Annotated in this window: 18 protein-coding genes; 7 read left to right on the forward strand and 11 right to left on the reverse strand. The window is 64.9% G+C overall.

The features are described 5' to 3' along the window. Window positions 1-45: 45 nt before the first annotated feature. The 3 genes from G3T36_RS07590 to G3T36_RS07600 form a co-directional block, all read right to left on the reverse strand. Window positions 46-834, reverse strand: coding sequence for a carbohydrate ABC transporter permease (locus G3T36_RS07590; protein ID WP_163288907.1), 789 nt, complete (start codon window positions 832-834; stop codon window positions 46-48). Beyond that, window positions 834-1721, reverse strand: a complete 888-nt coding sequence (locus G3T36_RS07595; RefSeq protein ID WP_205245024.1) for an ABC transporter permease subunit — start codon at window positions 1719-1721, stop codon at window positions 834-836. Before G3T36_RS07595 ends, G3T36_RS07590 begins: the two co-directional genes overlap by 1 nt. A gap of 79 nt (window positions 1722-1800) precedes the next feature. After that, window positions 1801-3174: an ABC transporter substrate-binding protein gene (locus G3T36_RS07600; RefSeq protein ID WP_163288909.1), complete on the reverse strand. Its 1374-nt coding sequence runs from the start codon at window positions 3172-3174 to the stop codon at window positions 1801-1803. A gap of 107 nt (window positions 3175-3281) precedes the next feature. Here G3T36_RS07600 and G3T36_RS07605 point away from each other — a divergent pair, with 107 nt between their 5' ends. After that, window positions 3282-4283, forward strand: a complete 1002-nt coding sequence (locus G3T36_RS07605; protein WP_163288910.1) for a LacI family DNA-binding transcriptional regulator — start codon at window positions 3282-3284, stop codon at window positions 4281-4283. Window positions 4284-4310: 27 nt separating this feature from the next. On the opposite strand, the gene G3T36_RS07610 is transcribed toward G3T36_RS07605, so the two are convergent. Continuing rightward, window positions 4311-4682, reverse strand: a complete 372-nt coding sequence (locus G3T36_RS07610) for a tautomerase family protein (protein ID WP_163288911.1) — start codon at window positions 4680-4682, stop codon at window positions 4311-4313. 323 nt (window positions 4683-5005) lie between these two features. On the opposite strand from G3T36_RS07610, the gene G3T36_RS07615 reads away from it, so the two are divergent. Together G3T36_RS07615 and G3T36_RS07620 are read left to right on the forward strand one after the other, a co-directional pair. Beyond that, a complete protein-coding gene (locus G3T36_RS07615; RefSeq protein WP_163288912.1) occupies window positions 5006-5404 on the forward strand; it encodes a hypothetical protein in 399 nt (132 codons plus the stop codon). 194 nt (window positions 5405-5598) lie between these two features. Further along, complete coding sequence (locus G3T36_RS07620; RefSeq protein ID WP_163288913.1) at window positions 5599-5976, forward strand: hypothetical protein; 378 nt, start codon at window positions 5599-5601, stop codon at window positions 5974-5976. 207 nt (window positions 5977-6183) lie between these two features. Here G3T36_RS07620 and G3T36_RS07625 read toward each other — a convergent pair whose 3' ends face one another. Genes G3T36_RS07625 through G3T36_RS07630 form a run of 3 tightly spaced genes read right to left on the reverse strand, consistent with a single transcriptional unit; the run spans window position 6184 to window position 7089 of the window. After that, window positions 6184-6624 (reverse strand): DUF6993 domain-containing protein, encoded by a 441-nt coding sequence (locus tag G3T36_RS07625; RefSeq protein WP_163288914.1) that lies wholly within the window; start codon window positions 6622-6624, stop codon window positions 6184-6186. After that, window positions 6621-6779: a hypothetical protein gene (locus tag G3T36_RS19505; RefSeq protein WP_193570881.1), complete on the reverse strand. Its 159-nt coding sequence runs from the start codon at window positions 6777-6779 to the stop codon at window positions 6621-6623. The genes G3T36_RS07625 and G3T36_RS19505 overlap by 4 nt, the downstream gene beginning before the upstream one ends. Window positions 6780-6798: 19 nt before the next feature. Continuing rightward, entirely contained in the window at window positions 6799-7089 is a 291-nt protein-coding gene (locus G3T36_RS07630) for a sortase domain-containing protein (RefSeq protein ID WP_163288915.1), read from the reverse strand. A 10-nt stretch (window positions 7090-7099) separates the two neighbouring features. Here G3T36_RS07630 and G3T36_RS07635 point away from each other — a divergent pair, with 10 nt between their 5' ends. Together G3T36_RS07635 and G3T36_RS07640 are read left to right on the forward strand one after the other, a co-directional pair. After that, window positions 7100-8026: an alpha/beta hydrolase gene (locus G3T36_RS07635; protein WP_163288916.1), complete on the forward strand. Its 927-nt coding sequence runs from the start codon at window positions 7100-7102 to the stop codon at window positions 8024-8026. Between the two features lie 403 nt (window positions 8027-8429). Beyond that, entirely contained in the window at window positions 8430-11879 is a 3450-nt protein-coding gene (locus G3T36_RS07640) for a VaFE repeat-containing surface-anchored protein (RefSeq protein ID WP_163288917.1), read from the forward strand. On the opposite strand, the gene G3T36_RS07645 is transcribed toward G3T36_RS07640, so the two are convergent. After that, window positions 11876-12214 carry a hypothetical protein gene (locus G3T36_RS07645; protein WP_163288918.1) on the reverse strand — a complete coding sequence of 113 codons (339 nt, stop codon included), beginning with the start codon at window positions 12212-12214 and terminating at the stop codon, window positions 11876-11878. The genes G3T36_RS07640 and G3T36_RS07645 overlap by 4 nt on opposite strands. 202 nt (window positions 12215-12416) lie before the next feature. On the opposite strand from G3T36_RS07645, the gene G3T36_RS07650 reads away from it, so the two are divergent. Then, on the forward strand, window positions 12417-13052 hold the full coding sequence (locus G3T36_RS07650) for an NAD(P)-binding domain-containing protein (protein WP_163288919.1): 636 nt from the start codon (window positions 12417-12419) through the stop codon (window positions 13050-13052). Here G3T36_RS07650 and G3T36_RS07655 read toward each other — a convergent pair. After that, window positions 13013-13825 (reverse strand): alpha/beta fold hydrolase, encoded by an 813-nt coding sequence (locus tag G3T36_RS07655; protein ID WP_163288920.1) that lies wholly within the window; start codon window positions 13823-13825, stop codon window positions 13013-13015. The two genes, G3T36_RS07650 and G3T36_RS07655, sit on opposite strands and share 40 nt — an antisense overlap. Window positions 13826-13905: 80 nt before the next feature. On the opposite strand from G3T36_RS07655, the gene G3T36_RS07660 reads away from it, so the two are divergent. After that, on the forward strand, window positions 13906-14313 hold the full coding sequence (locus tag G3T36_RS07660) for a MarR family winged helix-turn-helix transcriptional regulator (protein WP_163288921.1): 408 nt from the start codon (window positions 13906-13908) through the stop codon (window positions 14311-14313). 9 nt (window positions 14314-14322) lie between these two features. Here G3T36_RS07660 and G3T36_RS07665 read toward each other — a convergent pair whose 3' ends face one another. Together G3T36_RS07665 and helR are read right to left on the reverse strand one after the other, a co-directional pair. After that, window positions 14323-15213 (reverse strand): hypothetical protein, encoded by an 891-nt coding sequence (locus tag G3T36_RS07665; protein ID WP_163288922.1) that lies wholly within the window; start codon window positions 15211-15213, stop codon window positions 14323-14325. Between the two features lie 73 nt (window positions 15214-15286). Next, window positions 15287-17449: an RNA polymerase recycling motor ATPase HelR gene (gene helR / locus G3T36_RS07670; RefSeq protein WP_420811036.1), complete on the reverse strand. Its 2163-nt coding sequence runs from the start codon at window positions 17447-17449 to the stop codon at window positions 15287-15289. Window positions 17450-17676 lie beyond the last annotated feature (227 nt).

A 17676-nucleotide genomic window follows, 5' to 3' on the forward strand; every position in this document is an offset into this window, starting at 1 on the left:
GTGTACTCCTTCGATGGGGTCGTGCTGGATCGTGCGGCGGATGCGCTACTTGAGCGCGCCGGCGGAGAGGCCGCGCTCGAACAGTCCCTGCAAGCACAGGTACGCGACGACCTCGGGGATCGCCGTGATCACCGCCGAAGCGAGGACCTTGGTCTGGTCGTTGCTGAACTGGCCGACGAAGAACTGCGGAAGCTGGGTGATGGTCTGCGTGGTCGGGTCGACCAGGAAGACCAGCGGGAACAGGTATTCGTTCCAGGCTCCGATCAGGGTGAAGACCACGATGGCCGCCCCGATCGGCCGCGTCAGCGGCAGGATGATGTACCAGAACCCCTTGAAGGTGCTGGCTCCGTCGATGCGTGAGGCGTCGAGCAGGTCATCCGGGATGCCGTTGACGAAGTTGCGCGTGAGCAGCACAGCGAACGGTACCTGCAGAGCCGCCAGCGGGAGGATCACCGCCCAGTACGTGTTGTAGAGGTTGACCGAGGTCAGCGTCGCGAACAGCGGAGTCAACAGCACCACGCCCGGCAGCGTGAGCGCGGCCAAGAGCATCCAGAACAGCACCTCTTTGCCCCAGATGTGCAGCTTCGAGAACCCGAACGCGGCAAGCATGGTGAACACGTAGACGATCAGGATGGTCGCGGCCGCGATGATGATGCTGTTGCGGAAGAAGAGCGGCAGCTCTGGCACGCCCAGCACGGTGGCATAGTTCTGCCAGCCGGCCCCGGCGAGCGAGCCTTGCACCATCGCGATCAGCGGGAACAGGAACGGCAGGACCATCAGGGTCAGGATGATCTGAAGGGCGATCCGTCCGAAGCGGGTGTGCGCGCGAAGCATCAGCGACTCACTCCTCTCTCACGTTTGCGGACGTTGAGCACGATGCCGAGTACCAGCGCGATGATGACGAGCATCACGGAGATGGCCGCGCCGTAGCCGACCTGGCCGAGTGGAATGCTGATTCGGTAGATCATCGTGCCCAGGAACTCGGTGGCGAAGTTGGGGCCGCCTGTTGTGACGAGGTACGGGATGTCGAAGGTCTTCAGCGATCCGATCGCACTCAGGGTGGCCAGGGCGATGGTGGTCCCGCGGACGCTCGGCCAGATGATGCTGACGAGTTTCCGGATGTTGCCGGCTCCGTCCATCTCGGCCGCTTCGAGCACCTCCGGTTCGATCTGGCTCATCGCGGCGTAGTAGAGGATCATCGTCATGCCCGTCCACTGCCAGATGGAGATGACCATGATGACCCAGAGCGCTGTGCTCGGTTGCGCCAGCCAGGGCTGCGCGAGCGAGCCGAGGCCCACGTGCTCGAGGATCCAGTTGAACTGGCCGTTGTTCGCGAAGATCTGACGGAAGACGGGAGCCATGATCGCGGGTGCCAGAACGACCGGCACGAACAGGACGACTTTGTAGAGCGTCCCCGCGAACGGCCGCGAGTGGAGCATCGCGGCGAAGACGATCCCCAGCACCGTCTGCACGGCGAAGGTGACGACGAAGAAGAGGAGCGTGTGCTGGATGGCCATCCAGAACACGGGGTCGGCGAACAGTTTGGCGTAGTTCGCCAGGCCCACACTGGTGGGGTCGGGGGCGGTGCCGTTCCAGTCGAGGGTCGAGATGTACCCGGTGTAGCCGATGCAGTAGTAGATCAGCCCGACGGAGAGGGCCAGCGCGGGAAGGACCCACGTGTACCCCTGCGGGCGGAACCGGCGCCGCCGGGCGGGTACCACGGATGTTCGTCCGTGGACCCGGCCCGGCAGGGACACCGTGCCTCTCGAGGTGTTCCGAGATGCGACTTCGTGGGACATGTCAGTTCGTGCCTGCCGAGGACTGCAGCGTCGCGAGGGCTTGCTTCGGTGAAGCCTGACCGGCTGCGACCGCTCCGGTGGCGACACCGATCGCCTGCCCGAGCGCCGTGCTGAGGTCGCCCAGGCGAGCCTCTGTCGTCGTGTTCGAGCTCTTGATGAGGGTGTCGAGCGTCGACTGCTGCTTGGCAGAGTCGACCAGCGTGATGTCCGTCCACTTCGGCGAGATGTTCGTCAACGCCGAGATGTCGTTGAGCGCGTTGGCCACGACCTGCTGGGCGCCCTCGTTCGTTGCGAGCCAGGTGACGAACGTCTTCGCGGCGTTCTGGTGCTTCGACTTCACGTTGACGGCGAGACCGTAGTCGGCATCCCCGAAGAGCGGTGCGGGGTTTCCGGCGCCGGTGACGTCAGGGAACGGGATCGAGACGATCGGGAACGGCTTCGCACCCGCCACGCCCGAGGCCGAGACCGCCGCCGTCGCGCCTGCCGTCGTCGAGTACTGCATGTACCAGGTGCCCATCATGACCATCGCGGTCTTGCCGCCCATGAAGTCATTGTTGACGTCCGGGTACTGCTGCATTCCGGCTGCGCCCTTCTGGATGATGCCGTTGTGGAACATCTGCTCGAACGTCGTCATCGCCTTCAGCAGGGTGGGATCCGTCCACTTCGCCTTTCCGGCGACCGCATTCGACCAGACCCCGGGCTGGATGCTGTCCGCGATCGCGTGCAGCAGGTCCATGTTGAATCCGGGGTCGCCTGCACCCTGCTCGAAGCAGGTGGCGCCGTGGGAAGCGAAGGCCTTGCAGACCTGCACCCACTCGTCGAGCGTCTTCGGTGGGGTGAGCCCGTACTTGGCGAACAGCGTCGGGTTGATCCAGACCGGGCCGGCGAACGTGGATCCGACGGACAGGGCGGCGAGCTTGCCGCTCGAGGTCGTCAGCCCCTTCGGGCCGATCGCGGCGACCTTCGACTTCCAGCCGGAGCCGAGCGCCGACGTGACCGCGGGGGTGAGGTCGATCGCCGAGCCCTGATAGGCCTGGATCGAACCGATGCCGCCACCCGGCGCCATGTTGAACACGTCGGGCCCGACCGATGACGCGAGCGCCGGGCGGATGGCCGAGTCGTAGCTGGCCGTCGCGACCTGCTTGTAGGTCACCTTGATGTTCGGGTACGCCTTGTTGAACGACTCGACGTACTGCTTGCCGACGCCGATCTCGGGCGTCCACCCCCACCACGTGATCGAGCCCGACGTGGCCGAGTCATTGCTGCTGGCCGGCGAGCCGCTGCATCCGGTGAGGACGACGGCCACCGAGGCGGCCATCGCTGCGATCGCGATCGCTGTTCTCCGACGGCGGGCGCCGCTGAAACGCTCAAACATCCTTGTTCTCCTTTGGACTGATGCGGCCAATTTAGGTGGGCCATTTGGGCGAGTCAAGTTTTATGTAAATATTGGAAAGTTTTCGCTCGACTGCTAAGGTGACTTTCATGTCAGATCACGCCACTCTCGAGGCGGTGGCACGCGAGGCCGCGGTCTCCATCGCCACCGCATCCAAAGTCCTCAACGACCGGCCGGGAGTCGCGCCGGAGACGCGTGAACGGGTGACCAAGGCGCTTCATGCCCACGGCTATCGCAAGCGCGGCACGGAACAGGCGTTCTCACCGCAGATCGAGCTCGTCTACGAGTCGCTCGACGGCGAGTGGACCATGGAACTCGTGCGCGGAGCCGTTCGCGTCGCGAATGCGCACGACCTGACCGTGACCGTGAGTGAGAGCCGGGTGCGGCACGGTGTGGCGCCCGGCTGGGCGAAAGCCGTCTCGAAGCGCCAGCCTGCCGGAGTGATCCTCGTTGCGTCGGACATGTCGGAGAACGACAAGCACGAGCTGCGATCGCGGAACGTCCCATTCGTCATCGTCGATCCCGCCGGCGATCCCGCACCCGAAGTGCCCTCGATCGGGTCGACGAACTGGGCGGGCGGTATGGCTGCTGCGCGCCATCTGATCGAGCTCGGGCACACCCGGATCGGCGTGATCGCCGGCCCAGACGACCTCATGGCCACCCGCGCTCGGGTCGACGGTTTCCGGTCGGCCATGGGGGCCGCCAACCTCCCGATCGACGACAGCCTGATCATCTCGCACGAATTCTCCGACGAAGCGAGCGCTGAGCCGGGCATCCGCCTGCTTTCGCGGTCCGATCGACCGACGGCGATTTTTGCGACCAGCGACATCAAGGCCCTCGGCGCCTACGAGGCCGCGCGGTCACTCGGGCTGCGGATACCCCACGACCTTTCCGTCGTCGGCTACGACGACCTTCCGCTGGCGCGCTGGGCCGGGCCGCCGCTGACGACCGTGCGGCAGCCGCTCATGGAGATGGCGCAGGAGGCCGCGAAGCTGGTGGTGCGCCTGCGAGCCGAGCCACGGGCATCCGCCGACCGCATCGAACTCGTCACCTCGCTCGTCGTACGGTCGAGTACCGCGCGGCCGGCCTGAGCCAGGCGCCGGCCGCGCGGCTCGCGTTCAAGCGGCGACAGGCTTCGCCGGCGAATGCCAGTTGTTCGCGCCGTCGATCTCGACGATCGACACGAGCAGCGTGTCCTGCCGGATGCCGATGGCCGCCATGTTCTTCACCATCGCCGCGTACATCTGCTGCTTCAGTTCAGGCGTGTAGCCGTGAGACGCCAGCACCTGGATGTAGATGATGTCGTCGCGCTCAGCCTCGGGGAAGGTCGGGCTGAAGACGAGCTCGCCTTCTGCGTGCAGGGTGAAGATCTGGAAGAGGTCGTCGTCGGGCATGACGAGTCCCTCGACGAGGCTGGCGTGGAGCGCGGAGCTGATCTCGGCCATTCGCGGGCGGTGGGATTCGTGCAGGTCGACGCGGATGTGAGGCATGAAGCTGTCCTGGTTCTCTGATCGGTGGGTGATGTCGACCCAAGGTAAGTTCGTCGAAATCTCGATGTCAATCTTTTATTGCAATCACGAAAGGTTTCAGCGCCTGAATGGCGCCAGCTTCGACGAATTCATCCAATGCGCGGATGAATGGCAGAAGTATTCACTGTTGGACCTGATGAATGAATTTCTTTAACATCGAAGCAGGACGTTGGCGCTGAAGCCCTCGCGACGACATCCTGCCGGAGCGAAAGGGTCAGTCCGGCATCCTGCCACCCTGACAGCCGCGAGCGCGGAACGCGCTGCATCACCCCGAGGTTCGCACCATGCCTGACCTGAAGATCGAGCTCGTCGCCCGCAACGAGCTCGGATCGATCGTCGCCCTGATCACACCCCATGGCGTCGTGGACGCCTCGGTCGCGTCGACCCAGATCATGCGCGGCGAGGTGACGTATGTCACCGGCCCGGACTCCTTCGTGAGGGTGCCAGTCCGGTCCATCTCGGCGCTCGGCGGGCCATACCTGTACGCGAACTGGGACGGGTCCCAGCGCAACAACCTCCAGGACCTTGCGGCCGTCCGCGTGCGTACGATACCGGCTGCACCACCCGCAGGCTTCTCACCCGCGGGCCCATCAGCCGCAGGCTTCTGGATGCGCTGGAGGTCCCGGCTGATCTGTCGGCTCGCCATGATCGCCAGTATTCAGTCGCGAGATTTGCGTTATTAGGGAGCACGTCTCCCGTCTCGTTTGTGTGGGGTGATTCAGCCTCCTCTACATCGACGAAGGAACCGAGACTGAAATTGGACAAGGTCGCGCGCCTCAGAGCACTGCAGAAGCGTTCAGGGTCAATCAGTTACTGGCACGGGGGTGCACCCGGTCTCCTCGCGGGCGACCTGATTCTTTCGCCGTTGGCTCGCGGAGTGGTGAGTACAGCCACCGCTTTTGCAGCCGTGCTCGGAATCGAGTACGAGAGCGAGGGCGATCGGGTGTACATCAGTTCGGATCGCACCATCGCTCGCGCCTTCGCCGCGCTGTACTTTCCCGAGTCCGGTGGTTGGGGAACGGGGACGCTGTATCGAGTTGCCCCGACGGGAGCGCTCGAACTCGACCCCGACTTTCCTGGAGGCGGCAGGAACTTCAGCACCACGGCAGCCACAGTCCTGGAGGTGGAAGAAACATCTGTCGCTCGCGATGTGCTCACGTCACGCGAAAGCCTGCTAGCGGCACTCGTCGGACAGGGGCAACATCGCGGGAGGGCACTTTCCCCCTCCCGCGATGTCTTCCGTGTTCAACGCTGATTGGACGCTGCCGTCTGCATGCACCCGCCACTGCTTTTCAGCGGTCCCGGTGCAGTCGGAGATCGCGACTGACGCTCCGTTCACTGCCGTTCCACCCTGCACGTCCAGGCGCTTCGTCCCGTACACCTTGAGCTGCCCGACGCTTGCGAGGTAGGCGCTGCATGAGACGTTCATCACGAAGGGGTCAGAGCCGTTGGTCCCCCTATGTTAACGATGCGATTCGCCCACAAGGCACCCACCAGTTACGAGGGGTGCGACGATGACGCTCCGATACCCGGTGTCGCCGGGGCCGTACTGACCGATGAGGCAGGTCGAGTCGACGAGTGCCGCGAACTGGATCGAGGGCGCCTTGAGCCCGACGCTCGTCAGGTCGGTGGTCGTTTCGAGGGTGTCGGCGGCGAATCCCGCCGCCTCCAACCCGGCGAGGAATGCCGCTCCTCCGGTGGGGACAGTGTTGCTGGTCCGCAGGTTGGTCTCGTCGAAGAGGGCGTGGCTGGCCTGGAGGGGAGTCTTCGGAGGCATCGGAGCAGGAGTCACCGAGGGGATCGGCGCGGGCACGGGCTCTTCCGGGACTGGATCAGCGCAGCCCGCCAGACCGAGCAGGGAGCCCGTTCCAAGGAGCACGGTGATGAGCGTGGTCGCCTTCATCGCCCCACCGTTCCTTCTCCGGTGTTCTGGATGCCGTCGATCCAGGGGAAGATCCACGTCACACAGGAGACGAGGACGATCGTGAGGACAACGACGAGGGCGAGGAACCGGACCCAGGCAGGTCCGGGAAGGATGCGCCAGAATGCGCCGTACATAGGACTCCTTTTCGGTTGGTCAACTACTCGCGGTGACGATCGAAGCGATCGGCGTGGGAATGTCGGTGGGTGGCTGCCAGGACTCGAACGTGCCGTAGGCGATCAGGCGTTCCGCGGCATGGAACGGAGGATTGCAGGTCGTGATCGTGATCAACCTGTCGGCAGCCGCGGTTCCCGGGTGGGCGGGGACGGGCAGCAGTACGTCGACGGCATTGGGCTGCACGTACTGGTAGTTCCTGAAAATGTACGTGTACCAGCCAGCTTTCGTCTGGATGTAGATCGCGTCGCCGATCTGAAGCTTCGACAGCATTCCTGTCGCGTTGGCTGACGGCGCAGCCAAGACGTACACAATGTACGGCCGGCTCTGTCAACCGTCGACGGGGCCATCCAAGACCATCCAGATCCTGGTCCACGGGATCACGTACGACCACAACTACTGGGACCTTCCCGGTTTCGCCGGAAAGTATGATTACAGCGGCGTCCAGAACGCCGCCGGCTATACGACACTCGCGGTCGATCGCCTCGGCTCGGCCGGACAGAGTTCGATACCGCCGAGCACACAGCTCAACCTGGCCTCCGATGCGGTCTCGATCCACGACGTCGTCCAGGCAGCGCGAGCCGGGTCGATTCCCGGTGGTCCGTATGCGAAGGTCTTGATGGTCGGTCACTCTTATGGCTCCGGCATCGCCTGGCTGGAAGACGCCACCTACGCCGATGTCGATGGGATCATCTCGTCTGGTCTCGGGCACCTCGTCGGCAACCTGCAGGGCCTGGGAACCAGTCTCGAACCGCCCGTCCTCGACCCCCGGCTCTCACCCCTCGTGGGCTTGGATGTGGGCTACCTGACCACGCTGCCCGGAACACGCGGCTCGCTGTTCTACAACGCTCCGGATACGGATCCGGCGGTCGTCGCCTACGACGAGTCGACCAAGGGCCTTGTCTCGGCCACCGAATTGGGTACTATTCCCGAGTTCGAGATCGGGAGCCTCGGCGTGACAGCGCCGATGTTCATGGTCATGGGCCAGTACGACGGATTCTTCTGCCAGCAGGCGGGCAAGGGCGGTCTCGACGACTGCTCGACCGATCAGGCTCTCTACGATTCGGAGGCATCCTTCTTCCCGGACTCCGCTATGCAGACCTACGTCCTTCCGAACGCCGGACACGACATCAACAACGAGCTCAACGCTGGGGACTGGTACGCGCAGGCCGCCGCCTGGGCGACCAGCCACGTGCCACCACAGGGATAACTGTCCGACCACAACGGAACCCCGTGCGTTCTCCGGAGCGGGCGGGGTCCCTCGCGTGCCGGACCTGCGGCTCGCGGAAAGGATAGCTGCGACCTCATCGACCGGCCGTTTTCGGGGTGTACAACTCGTTCTCGATTCGGGGTTATGGAACTGAACATTGCACGTCACTTGTTATGCGGGCCCTTAGTGCCCTGTGTGATTCCGGCTCCCCAGAGAAGGACGACGACCTATGAAGTTCCACAGTCCGATTGCGCTACGCGCAAACCGTTCCGGCCGCCCCCGCCACCTCATCCGTTGGCGACACCGGCTGAAGTCGGCGATTGCTGCACTGATTGCAGTGCTTGTCGGTCTCATTTCTCTGATCGGCGGTGTCGCGACCGCGCAGGCGGATGAACGAGCGCCGATGATCACCAAAGCCGAGTTCCGTTCCTCCGAAAATGGTCCGGCGATCACCTCCGCCGAACACGGTGCCTCTGGTGGTTTATATATCGAGTACGATCTCGACGCGAAGGGGTACAAGGACGGGGACACCTTCACCTATGCCCTTCCCGACAACTTCGCCACGAGCGCTCCGAGCAACACGATGTTCACCTTCGTGGCCACCTACAACGGCACCGATTACCAGATCGGGACGGCGACCTATAGCTTCGGCAGGCTGCGGGTCGTCTTGAACGAGGGTGTTGAGCAGCTCGATGGTATTCGCGGGCATTTCTGGATCGGCGGAAACTACCTCGGCACGCCAGACGACCCCGACATGACCCTGAACCCCGGAACCGACCACGAGTACACGATCCGGATAACGTTCGCGGGCGACTTGGGAAACCCGGGCGGCGGGAGCCCGCAGGAGCACGGCAAGTACGCTTGGTTCAAGGAGGGGAGTAACAACTCCGTCCTCCTGTATTCGGTGCGCCTCAACATGGATAAGGCTCGCGTCTTTGTCGCGGGCTCCACGATCACGGACAGGGCGAACGGCCTGGTCGTCAACCCGGCGACCCTCGTTGTCCAGACGATCGCGCCGAGCGCCGTCCTCGCTGCGGGCGTGGACTACACCGTCGACTTCTTCGCCGACGGCAGCGGTTTCAGCGTCACCCTGCTCACCGACGTCGATCAGGAGTTCTGGCTCAACTACGAGAGTTCGGTCTTCCAGGTGGCGGATGCCTACCGCAACGATGTGACTGCTGTCATTCCCGGCAAGCCCGACGGCGGTGATGCCTTCGGGCAGGAGGTGAAGTGGGCCGACATCTCCAGCTCCTCGCAGGGCTACCTTCGTGACCTGACACTGGTCAAGAAGGACCAGGACACCAACCAGCCGTTGTCCGGCGCGGTCTTCGACCTGTATCGCACCATCGACGGTTCTGACCGACTGGTCCGTTCGGGTCTGACCACAGGCGACGACGGCAAGCTCGTTGCGAGCGGTCTGCTGTCCGGAGAATACAAGTTGGTGGAGGTCTCCCTCCCGTCCGGATATGGGTATGTCGACGGCAAGGAAAGTGTCTCGGTGACACTGCAGCCCGGTCAGACGAACAACATCGAGATCGACTTCTACAACCAAAAGGAGGAGACCCCGGTAGTGCCCGGCGCTGTCGAGCTGAACAAGGTCGATCCCACGAACGTTCCCCTCGAGGGCGCTGAGTTCACGATCTACGACCACTTGAACGCGATCCACGATTCCCAGGTGACAGACGCGAGCGGCTATGCGCGCTTCTCCGGCCTCGTTCCCGGTTTCTACACAGTGAAGGAGACGAAGGCTCCCAACGGCTTCGTGGCTTCTGAGGCGGCTCTCGCCGGGTATCAGGTGAGCGTGGTCTCCGGCGAGACCACCAAGGTGAAGGGCTCTGGTTCAAACGGAGCGATCGTGAACGAGCGCACGCCGGCAGCGGTCGAGCCGTCACTGAAAACGACGGCGACGAACAAGGCCGACGGAAGCAAGAACATGCTCTACGTCGGCGGAACCATCACCGACACGGTGTCCTACACCGGTCTGACCGCTGGTAAGCAGTACAAGCTCGTCGGCCAGCTGATGGACAAGAGCACCGGTCGGATAATACCGGGCACCAGCACAAACACCATGTTCACCGCTTCGGCGGCAAATGGCGAGCAGGCGCTGGACCTGACCCTGCCCCGGGGATACGCGGGCAAGAGCATCGTGGTCTACGAGTACCTCTACGAGGCCAACGGCACGACGTTGGTCGCCGAGCACACCGAGATCGGTGATGCGGGTCAGACCGTCACGGTCAACCCAGGTCCGACGATCGGAACCACCGCGACCAACAAGGCCGGCGGCTCGCACGCCCTCACCTCTGACGGTGGTGTGATCGTGGATGTGGTCCGCTACACCGGTCTGATCCCTGGCATCAAGTACACGCTCCGTGGTGAGCTGATGGACAAGGCAACCGGCCAGACCAGCGGAATCACGTCGTCCGACCTCCAGTTCACGCCGACGTCGGCCGACGGCACCATCTCGGTCGAGTTCATCGTGGACGCTTCCCTCGCAGGTACGACGCTCGTCGCCTACGAGTGGCTCTACCAGGGTTCCTCGCTGGAGGCCCAGCACACCGACATCGACTCCGTCGAGCAGAGCGTCGGTGTCAACGCGAACCCCACCGTGGCGACCACTGCGACTAACAAGGACACCAACGATAAGACGCCATTACGCTTCTTCGGTGGTGTGGTCGTGGACGAGGTCCGCTACACCGGGCTCAACCCGGGGGAGCCTTACACGATCACGGGCGAGCTCATGCACAAGGAACTGAACGAGACCACGGGTGAATCCACCGCTATTGCGACGGGCATCACCTCGGCGATCACATTCCAGCCGGAGGCGGCTGACGGTTCAGTGAGCCTGGAGTTCGTCGTCGACGGAGCCTACGCGAATGGGATGCTCGTTGCCTTTGAGAGGCTGTACGACGTCAACGGAAAACTCATCGCCCAGCACGAGGACGTCGAGAGCACGGAGCAGACCATCACCGTCGGTGAGGTGCCCGCACTGAGGACCACCGCGACGAACAAGGACGATGCAGAGCAGCCCCTGGAGTTCCAGGGCGGCACGATCACCGACCTCGTCGAGTACACCAACCTGGTCCCCGGTGTCGAGCACACTCTGAAGGGCGAGCTGATCGACAAGGCCACAGGCAAGCCCACCGGCGTCACCGCAGAACGGACATTCGTCCCCGAGACCGCGAACGGCTCGATCGGACTCGACTTCACCGTGCCTTCCGGCTTCGCCGGCAAGCGCCTGGTGGTGTTCGAGACCGTCGTGGAGAACGAGCGCGTCATCGCCACGCACCGCGACATCGACAGCGAAGAGCAGACCGTCGACATCCGGCCAGAGCCCACCGTCACCACCAGTGCGGCGGACAAGGCCGATGCCGATCAGCAGCTCACCGAGAACGGCGGCACGATCGTGGACACTGTCTACTACAGGGGTCTGATCCCGGGACGCGAGTACACCCTCCAAGGTGAGCTCAGATACAAGGAAAACGGCGACCGGACGGGTCTGAGCGCCACCCGCACCTTCGTGCCCGAGACGGCTGACGGTGCCGTGGACCTGGAGCTGACGGTGCCGACCGGGTACAAGGACACGTGGGTCGTCGTGTTCGAAACGGTGCTCGACGGCGACCTGGTCGTCGCGCAGCACAAAGACATCGACAGCGAGGCTCAATCGATCTTCGTGGACCACACTCCAGGGATCCTCGCCTTCACTGGCTCGACCATCATGGCCCCCCTCTGCGGGAGTGGCCTGGTACTCGTCCTCGGCTCGGCGCTGTTCACGGCCGTTCTCATCCGAAACCGGCGTGCCCAGGAACGAGGAGCGGAAGCGACGCACTCGCCGAGTCGGGGTCTAGTGGTCTAGGCGTGATGGCCTGGGTCCGGAATCGCACCGGACTCAGGCCCTAAGAAACCGGCGCGCCCGGTGTCCGTGACCCTGTCGTCGTCTGCGCCGATGCAGTATTCCCATTCCGCGAACGGGTAGCGGCTCTCGACTCCGCCGACCATGAGGATCCACTCCGTCTCTGTACAGCCGACGAGCTCGCCGGAGACGAGCTCCGGAAGAAAGCCATCGCGTCCAGCCCGGTACCGGACCAGTTCGACTTCTTCCCCGATCCGCGCGTAAAGCAGCGCCGCGACGGCCACCCGCCCGCCGTTCAGGGTAGGTAGAGCTTGCCGGCGTTCCTGTAATTTCCCCATTGGTGTCTCACTGGTCGTTCGATGAATGGATGGGGGCGCGAGATCGGCCCACTGAATAGACGGGCGAGGCCGTGAATTATTACGGCGAATGGACAATGACTCTCGTATTCGACCGACAGGCGCTCCTCTGCGCTGTCCCGGATTCCTCGCAGCTCGGCGTGCCTGTGCCCGCCGCCCGACCGCCGGGGACGAGAGTCGACGTGTGCGAATCGGAATTCTCGGAACGGGTCCCATGACGCGGGCGCTGGGCGGCCAGCTCGTTCGGGCCGGCCACGAGGTCGTCGTCGGTTCGCGCGATCCGGAGAGAGCTCAGCGGCTGAGCTCGGAGATCGGCGGTACTGCCGGGACGGACCATCGAACGGCGGCGCAGTCCGATGTCGTGCTCGTCGCCGTCGACGATCGGGCGGCGTTGGAGGTGGTCCGCTCGCTCACCGATGTACTCGACGGAGTAATCCTCGTCGACCTCAACAATCCCATCGATCCGCCGCACTTCGAGAGCCGATATGCCGGGGGAGCGTCACTGGGCGAGCGCATCGCGGAAGCGGCTCCGGGCGCTCGCGTGGTCAAGGCGTTCAACACTGTCTACGCCGAGTGGCTCGAGCCGCGTGCATCCGGAGCCCTGGCCGAACCCGTACAGGTGCTGATCGCATCCGACGACGAGCCGGCGAAAGCAACGGTGTCCGGCCTCGTCGAGGCGATCGGATGCCTGCCCATCGACGTCGGCGGCCTGCGGGTGGCCCGCCACCTCGAGAACCTGGCAGGGTTCGAGGTCGACCTGGTCCAGCGCGGCGTCGCCCCCTACATCGGTGTCCGGCTGGTGGCGGGTAACGCGCTCTGATATCCGGCGACGAACGCTGCGACGTCGTCTCGGAGGCGTTCGGGTGTTTCGAGCTGTGGCAGATGGCCTGCGTTGTCGATGAGGTCGAGCGCGGCGCCCGGAATGCCGGTGGCGTAGGCGCGCGCGTGGGCGGGGTCGACGACGCGATCGGCCTGGCCCCAGACGACCAGGGTCGGGATGCGGATGCCGGCGATGCGCATCCGGAGCGTCGGATCGGCCATCGAGGTGCCGGCATAGGCGAGAAGGGCTGCGCGGTTGCCGGCCATCGCGGACTTGACGGGGGCGGGAAGCGCATCGACGTCGATGCGGTAGGCGCCAGGCTCGAAGTAGGACAGGTCGGCGAGCTGGTCCATCGTGAGAGAGAAGAAGTCGGCGATCGGATGCCCGTCGACGTCGAGCCCGGCAGCGTCGACGAGTATGAGGGCTGACAGCCGCGGGCCGGCGATCAGGGCGAGTTCTGCGGCGATCCACCCTCCGATGGAGTTGCCGATGAGCAGCACGTCGGTCAGGTCGAGTTCGTCGATCATCGTCGCGTAGAGCTCGGCGAGGGCGCGGATGCTGTCGAGGTGATCGGGTCTTGGTGTGCCGGCGAAGCCGGGGTGGGTCGGCACGATGACGCGCGAGTCGCCTCGCGCCGCGAAGAGTTCGGCGAATGCTGTCACGGACTGCGGGCCTGCGCCCCCGTGAAGGATCACGACGGGGCGGCCCTGGCCGAACTCGGCGTAGGTGACCTCGGCCGTGCCCGCCTCGGTTGTGATGTCGATGATGTTCATGGGCTTCTCCGTTCCCTCGTATCAACCATGCTAGATCAACATGTTGAACTAAACAAGCTGTTTTCGGATAGGATTCAGGCATGACTCGGAGAGCGGTGCAGGACGTCGGGCTGGCCATCAAGCGGATCCAGGCCCGGCATCATCGCGCGCTCGACGCGAGGCTCGGCGAACTCGGGTTGTCGCTCGTCCAATGGGATGCGCTGCGTCACCTGAATCGCAACCCCGATGCCTCGCTCCGGGAGCTTGCGCAGCTCACCTTCCAGAGCGACCAGGCCTTCGGCACTCTGGCGGGCCGAATGGTCAAGCGCGGTCTGATCGAGCGGGTCGACGGGCCCGGGCGCGCCATCAGGCATCGCATCACCGACAAGGGCGAAAGGCTGCTCGCGGAAGGCAGCGCGGTTGCGACCGAGGTGCTCACTGCATCGTTCGCGCCGCTCGACGACGAGGAATTCGCGACGCTGGCGGGGCTCTTGGCGCGCCTCACCTAGGAAATCCGATCAGCCGCCGGCGACATTGTCGGCGCGACCGCATCCGAGATTCGCGGTCGCGACGGCGCCCTGCATCCATCCGCGCGGAGCGACCACGACGGTCTTGCAGATCCCTGTACCCAGGAAGACGTGAGCGTAGCTGTCGTCCGCTGCGAAGGGCTCGATGCCCATCACCCGCACAGAGCCGGGCACCCTCTCGGTCGAGGCCGTGCCCTGGTGAAGCAGTCTCAGCGACATCCGCACATCGCAGACACGGACCTTCGCCGGGTCGTCCGTCAGGTCGAAGCGGGGATTGACATCGACCACGACCTCCTGTTCCTCGCCATGATCGAGCACGATCGTCCTGTTCGGGAAGTACGGCTGCTTCTTCGAGTTGGCGTCGTACGCATAGGCCTGTGGGTCGAGAGCCTCCGCATCGATCTCCATGCGCTCGGACGCCACGCCAGCGCCGCGCCCGTACTGCATTCGGACGATCGTGCCCCGAGCCGGGTTCCTGCACGAGCTGTCCACGGAGATGCCGGTGATCCGCACAGGCTCCGGACGATTGCCGGTGAGCGTGAGAGCGAGAGTGCGCGTGCTCGTGATGACGCCGTTCTTGTGGGCTGCAAGCCACGACGCCCCATCGCCGGGAGCCATCGTCGACAGTGTGGCCAGGTCGGCGCTCGACAGGTGCTGCCCGGCCGGGAGGCTGACGTCGTCGACCGACGGCTGCAGCTCGACGTGGATCGTAACCGGTTGCCCGGTCGTCGTGACGTGCGCGATGAGGCTGTTGGCGTTCTGGGCGAGAATCGGCACGATCACCGCTGTCGCTGTAGCGCCGAGCAGGCCGATCACCCAGGCGAGCAGCCGGCGTCGCGAGCGTTTCTGGTCGGGCGGGGCAGGAGATGGGTCCTCAGGCATGAGGCCTCCAGAGAAAGCGGATCCCTTCCGATGGTAGAAGCCCGATCCTGCCCTAACAAGGACTGTGACCGCGTCACGAGGTGAGGATGACGAGCTGCTGGGTTGCGCGGGTCATCGCGACGTAGCGGTCGACGGCGCCCTCGATTCCGCCACCGAACGACTCGGGGTCGACGAGGACGACCAGGTCGAACTCGAGTCCCTTCGACAGTTCCGGGGTCAGTGAGCGGATGCGGGGGGACGGCGGAACTACGGCGGATGCGGTTCCGCCCGGGCCGGCCGCGCTGATGAGAGAGCCGATCCCCTCCGCGTGCGCTTCCAGCCACCGCTCGACGATCGACCCGAGATCGGCCACGGAACCGTGGATGACGGGGAGGCCGCTCGAGCGGATCGAAAGGGGGACGTTCGCGTCGGGCAGGGCGGCGCGGATGACCGGCTCGGCCTCGGCCATGACCTCCTCGGGCGTGCGGTAGTTGATGCTCAGCGAGGCCATCGTGATCTCGGTGAGCCCGACGCGTTCGAGTCGTCGCTGCCACGACTCGGTGAATCCGTGCCGCGCCTGGGCCCGGTCACCGACGACCGTGAAACTCCGGGTCGGGTTGCGGCTCAGCAGCATCTGCCATTCTGCGTCGGTGAGCTCCTGCGCCTCGTCGACGATGATGTGGGCGAACGGGCCGGCAAGCAGATCGGGATCGGCGTTCGGCAGTGCGGCCTCGTCGACCAGCGTGTTCTGGAAATCCTGGCCGCGCAGCATCTTCATCACCTGGAGCTCGCTGTCGTCGGCCTCGATGAGGTGATCGATGACCCGCGCCATCTCCTCCTGGGCGGATGCGATCGCCGCTTCCCGCCGACGATTGCGTCGCGCGGCCGCCGGGTCGCCGATCCGTTGTCGCGCCGCATCCAGGAACGGCAGGTCGGAGACGGTCCAGGCCCGAGCATCCGTCCGCTGGAGCAGTTCGAAGTCAGCGTGCGGGAGCCAGGGCGCGCAGAGCTTCAGGTACGCGGGAACGGACCACAGGTCTCCGACGATGCCAGCCGGGTCGAGCAGGGGCCACGCCTTCGCGAAGGTGCGGGTGAGCTCCTCGTTCTGCACGAGCGACCGCCGAACCAGGTGGAGAGGCACCTCTCCGTCATCGAAGAGGTCGACCAGGATGTCGAGGAGCGCCTCCCAGACCTGGTCGCGCGCCTCGTTGTGCGGTATACCCGGATCGGCCGAGTCGAAAGCCTCCGCCCATTCGGCGGCAGTGAGCCGGATGTCGGCCCAGGGAGTCCCGACGGTCATCGGCCTTGACGGCGGCTCCTCGTAGTACCGCACCGCCGCCTCGACCGCCCTGAGCAGGTCGGCCGACGATTTCAGGCGGGCGATAGCAGGGTCGGTCTCGTGCGCCGCGGCAGCACCTTCGACGAGGAGGTCGCGCAAGGTGCAGGTCTGAACGCCCTCCTCGCCCAGGCTCGGGAGCACATCGTCGACATACGCGAGGTAGCCGGCATGCGGCCCGACGACGAGCACGTCTCCCCGGTGATTCACGAGATGCGGGTCCGAGTAGAGAAGGTAGGCAGCCCGGTGAAGGGCGACGACGGTCTTGCCAGTGCCGGGGCCGCCGTCGACGACAAGGGCGCCCGGCGAGCCCGCGCGGATGATCGCATCCTGATCCGCCTGGATCGTACCGAGCACATCGCGCATCCGCGTGGAACGGCTGCTGCCGAGACTCGCGATGAAGGCGGACTCGTCGTCGAGGGCGGCATTTCCCTCGAAGCCTTCGGGGGTGAACACTTCGTCCCAGAAGTCACTGATCCGCCCGCGGGTCCAGCGATACCGGCGGCGACTCACCAACCCCATCGGGTTTGCGTACGTCGCGCCGAAGAACGGCTCGGCTGCCGGGGAGCGCCAGTCGACCAGCAGTCGCTCGCCTTCGGGGTCGGTGAGACCGAGACGCCCGACATAGACAGGGTCGGGGTCGTTCGCGCTGACCATGCGGCCCAGGCAGAGGTCCAGCCCGAAGCGGCGCAGCAGCCGCAGCTGTGCGGTCAGGCGGTGGATCTCGAGGTCGCGTGTCAGCGCCGCCTCGCCTTCGCCGCCGGGCGCCTTGCGTTCCTCGTCGAGACGGTGCGAGAGGTCGTCGATGGAGCGTTCGAGGCTGTCCGCGATCAGGGCGAAATGCTGCTCGTCGACGGCGATCAGCGCCGGGTCGCGTTTTGCGGCGAGTCGGTCGGGCAGGTCGAACGCACTCGAACTCACAGTCACAGTCCACGATTCTCCGCCCCCACCGGGGCCTTGCGGCAAGCCCCCTACGGCGCTGTAGATTGAAAGTGGAGGGTGGTGTGTGGTCGCCCTCCTTTTTTGTGCGCTGATGTTGTTCGATGTTCCTGAAATGTGACCGAACAACCGGGGGCGCTCAGAGAACTTTCGGCTGGGATCGGCGACGATAGGGAGGATCCGCGTTGATCCGCGCTGATCCGCGCTGA

This window comes from Leifsonia tongyongensis, assembly GCF_010686705.1.
GTDB lineage: Bacteria > Actinomycetota > Actinomycetes > Actinomycetales > Microbacteriaceae > Diaminobutyricibacter > Diaminobutyricibacter tongyongensis.

Coding starts and splice junctions, on each gene's coding strand:
- G3T36_RS07590 (WP_163288907.1), bottom strand. CDS start 834: ATGCTTCGCGCGCACACCCGCTTCGGACGGATCGCCCTTCAGATCATC.
- G3T36_RS07600 (WP_163288909.1), bottom strand. CDS start 3,174: ATGTTTGAGCGTTTCAGCGGCGCCCGCCGTCGGAGAACAGCGATCGCG.
- G3T36_RS07605 (WP_163288910.1), top strand. CDS start 3,282: ATGTCAGATCACGCCACTCTCGAGGCGGTGGCACGCGAGGCCGCGGTC.
- G3T36_RS07610 (WP_163288911.1), bottom strand. CDS start 4,682: ATGCCTCACATCCGCGTCGACCTGCACGAATCCCACCGCCCGCGAATG.
- G3T36_RS07615 (WP_163288912.1), top strand. CDS start 5,006: ATGCCTGACCTGAAGATCGAGCTCGTCGCCCGCAACGAGCTCGGATCG.
- G3T36_RS07625 (WP_163288914.1), bottom strand. CDS start 6,624: ATGAAGGCGACCACGCTCATCACCGTGCTCCTTGGAACGGGCTCCCTG.
- G3T36_RS19505 (WP_193570881.1), bottom strand. CDS start 6,779: ATGTACGGCGCATTCTGGCGCATCCTTCCCGGACCTGCCTGGGTCCGG.
- G3T36_RS07630 (WP_163288915.1), bottom strand. CDS start 7,089: ATGCTGTCGAAGCTTCAGATCGGCGACGCGATCTACATCCAGACGAAA.
- G3T36_RS07640 (WP_163288917.1), top strand. CDS start 8,430: ATGATCACCAAAGCCGAGTTCCGTTCCTCCGAAAATGGTCCGGCGATC.
- G3T36_RS07645 (WP_163288918.1), bottom strand. CDS start 12,214: ATGGGGAAATTACAGGAACGCCGGCAAGCTCTACCTACCCTGAACGGC.
- G3T36_RS07655 (WP_163288920.1), bottom strand. CDS start 13,825: ATGAACATCATCGACATCACAACCGAGGCGGGCACGGCCGAGGTCACC.
- G3T36_RS07660 (WP_163288921.1), top strand. CDS start 13,906: ATGACTCGGAGAGCGGTGCAGGACGTCGGGCTGGCCATCAAGCGGATC.
- G3T36_RS07665 (WP_163288922.1), bottom strand. CDS start 15,213: ATGCCTGAGGACCCATCTCCTGCCCCGCCCGACCAGAAACGCTCGCGA.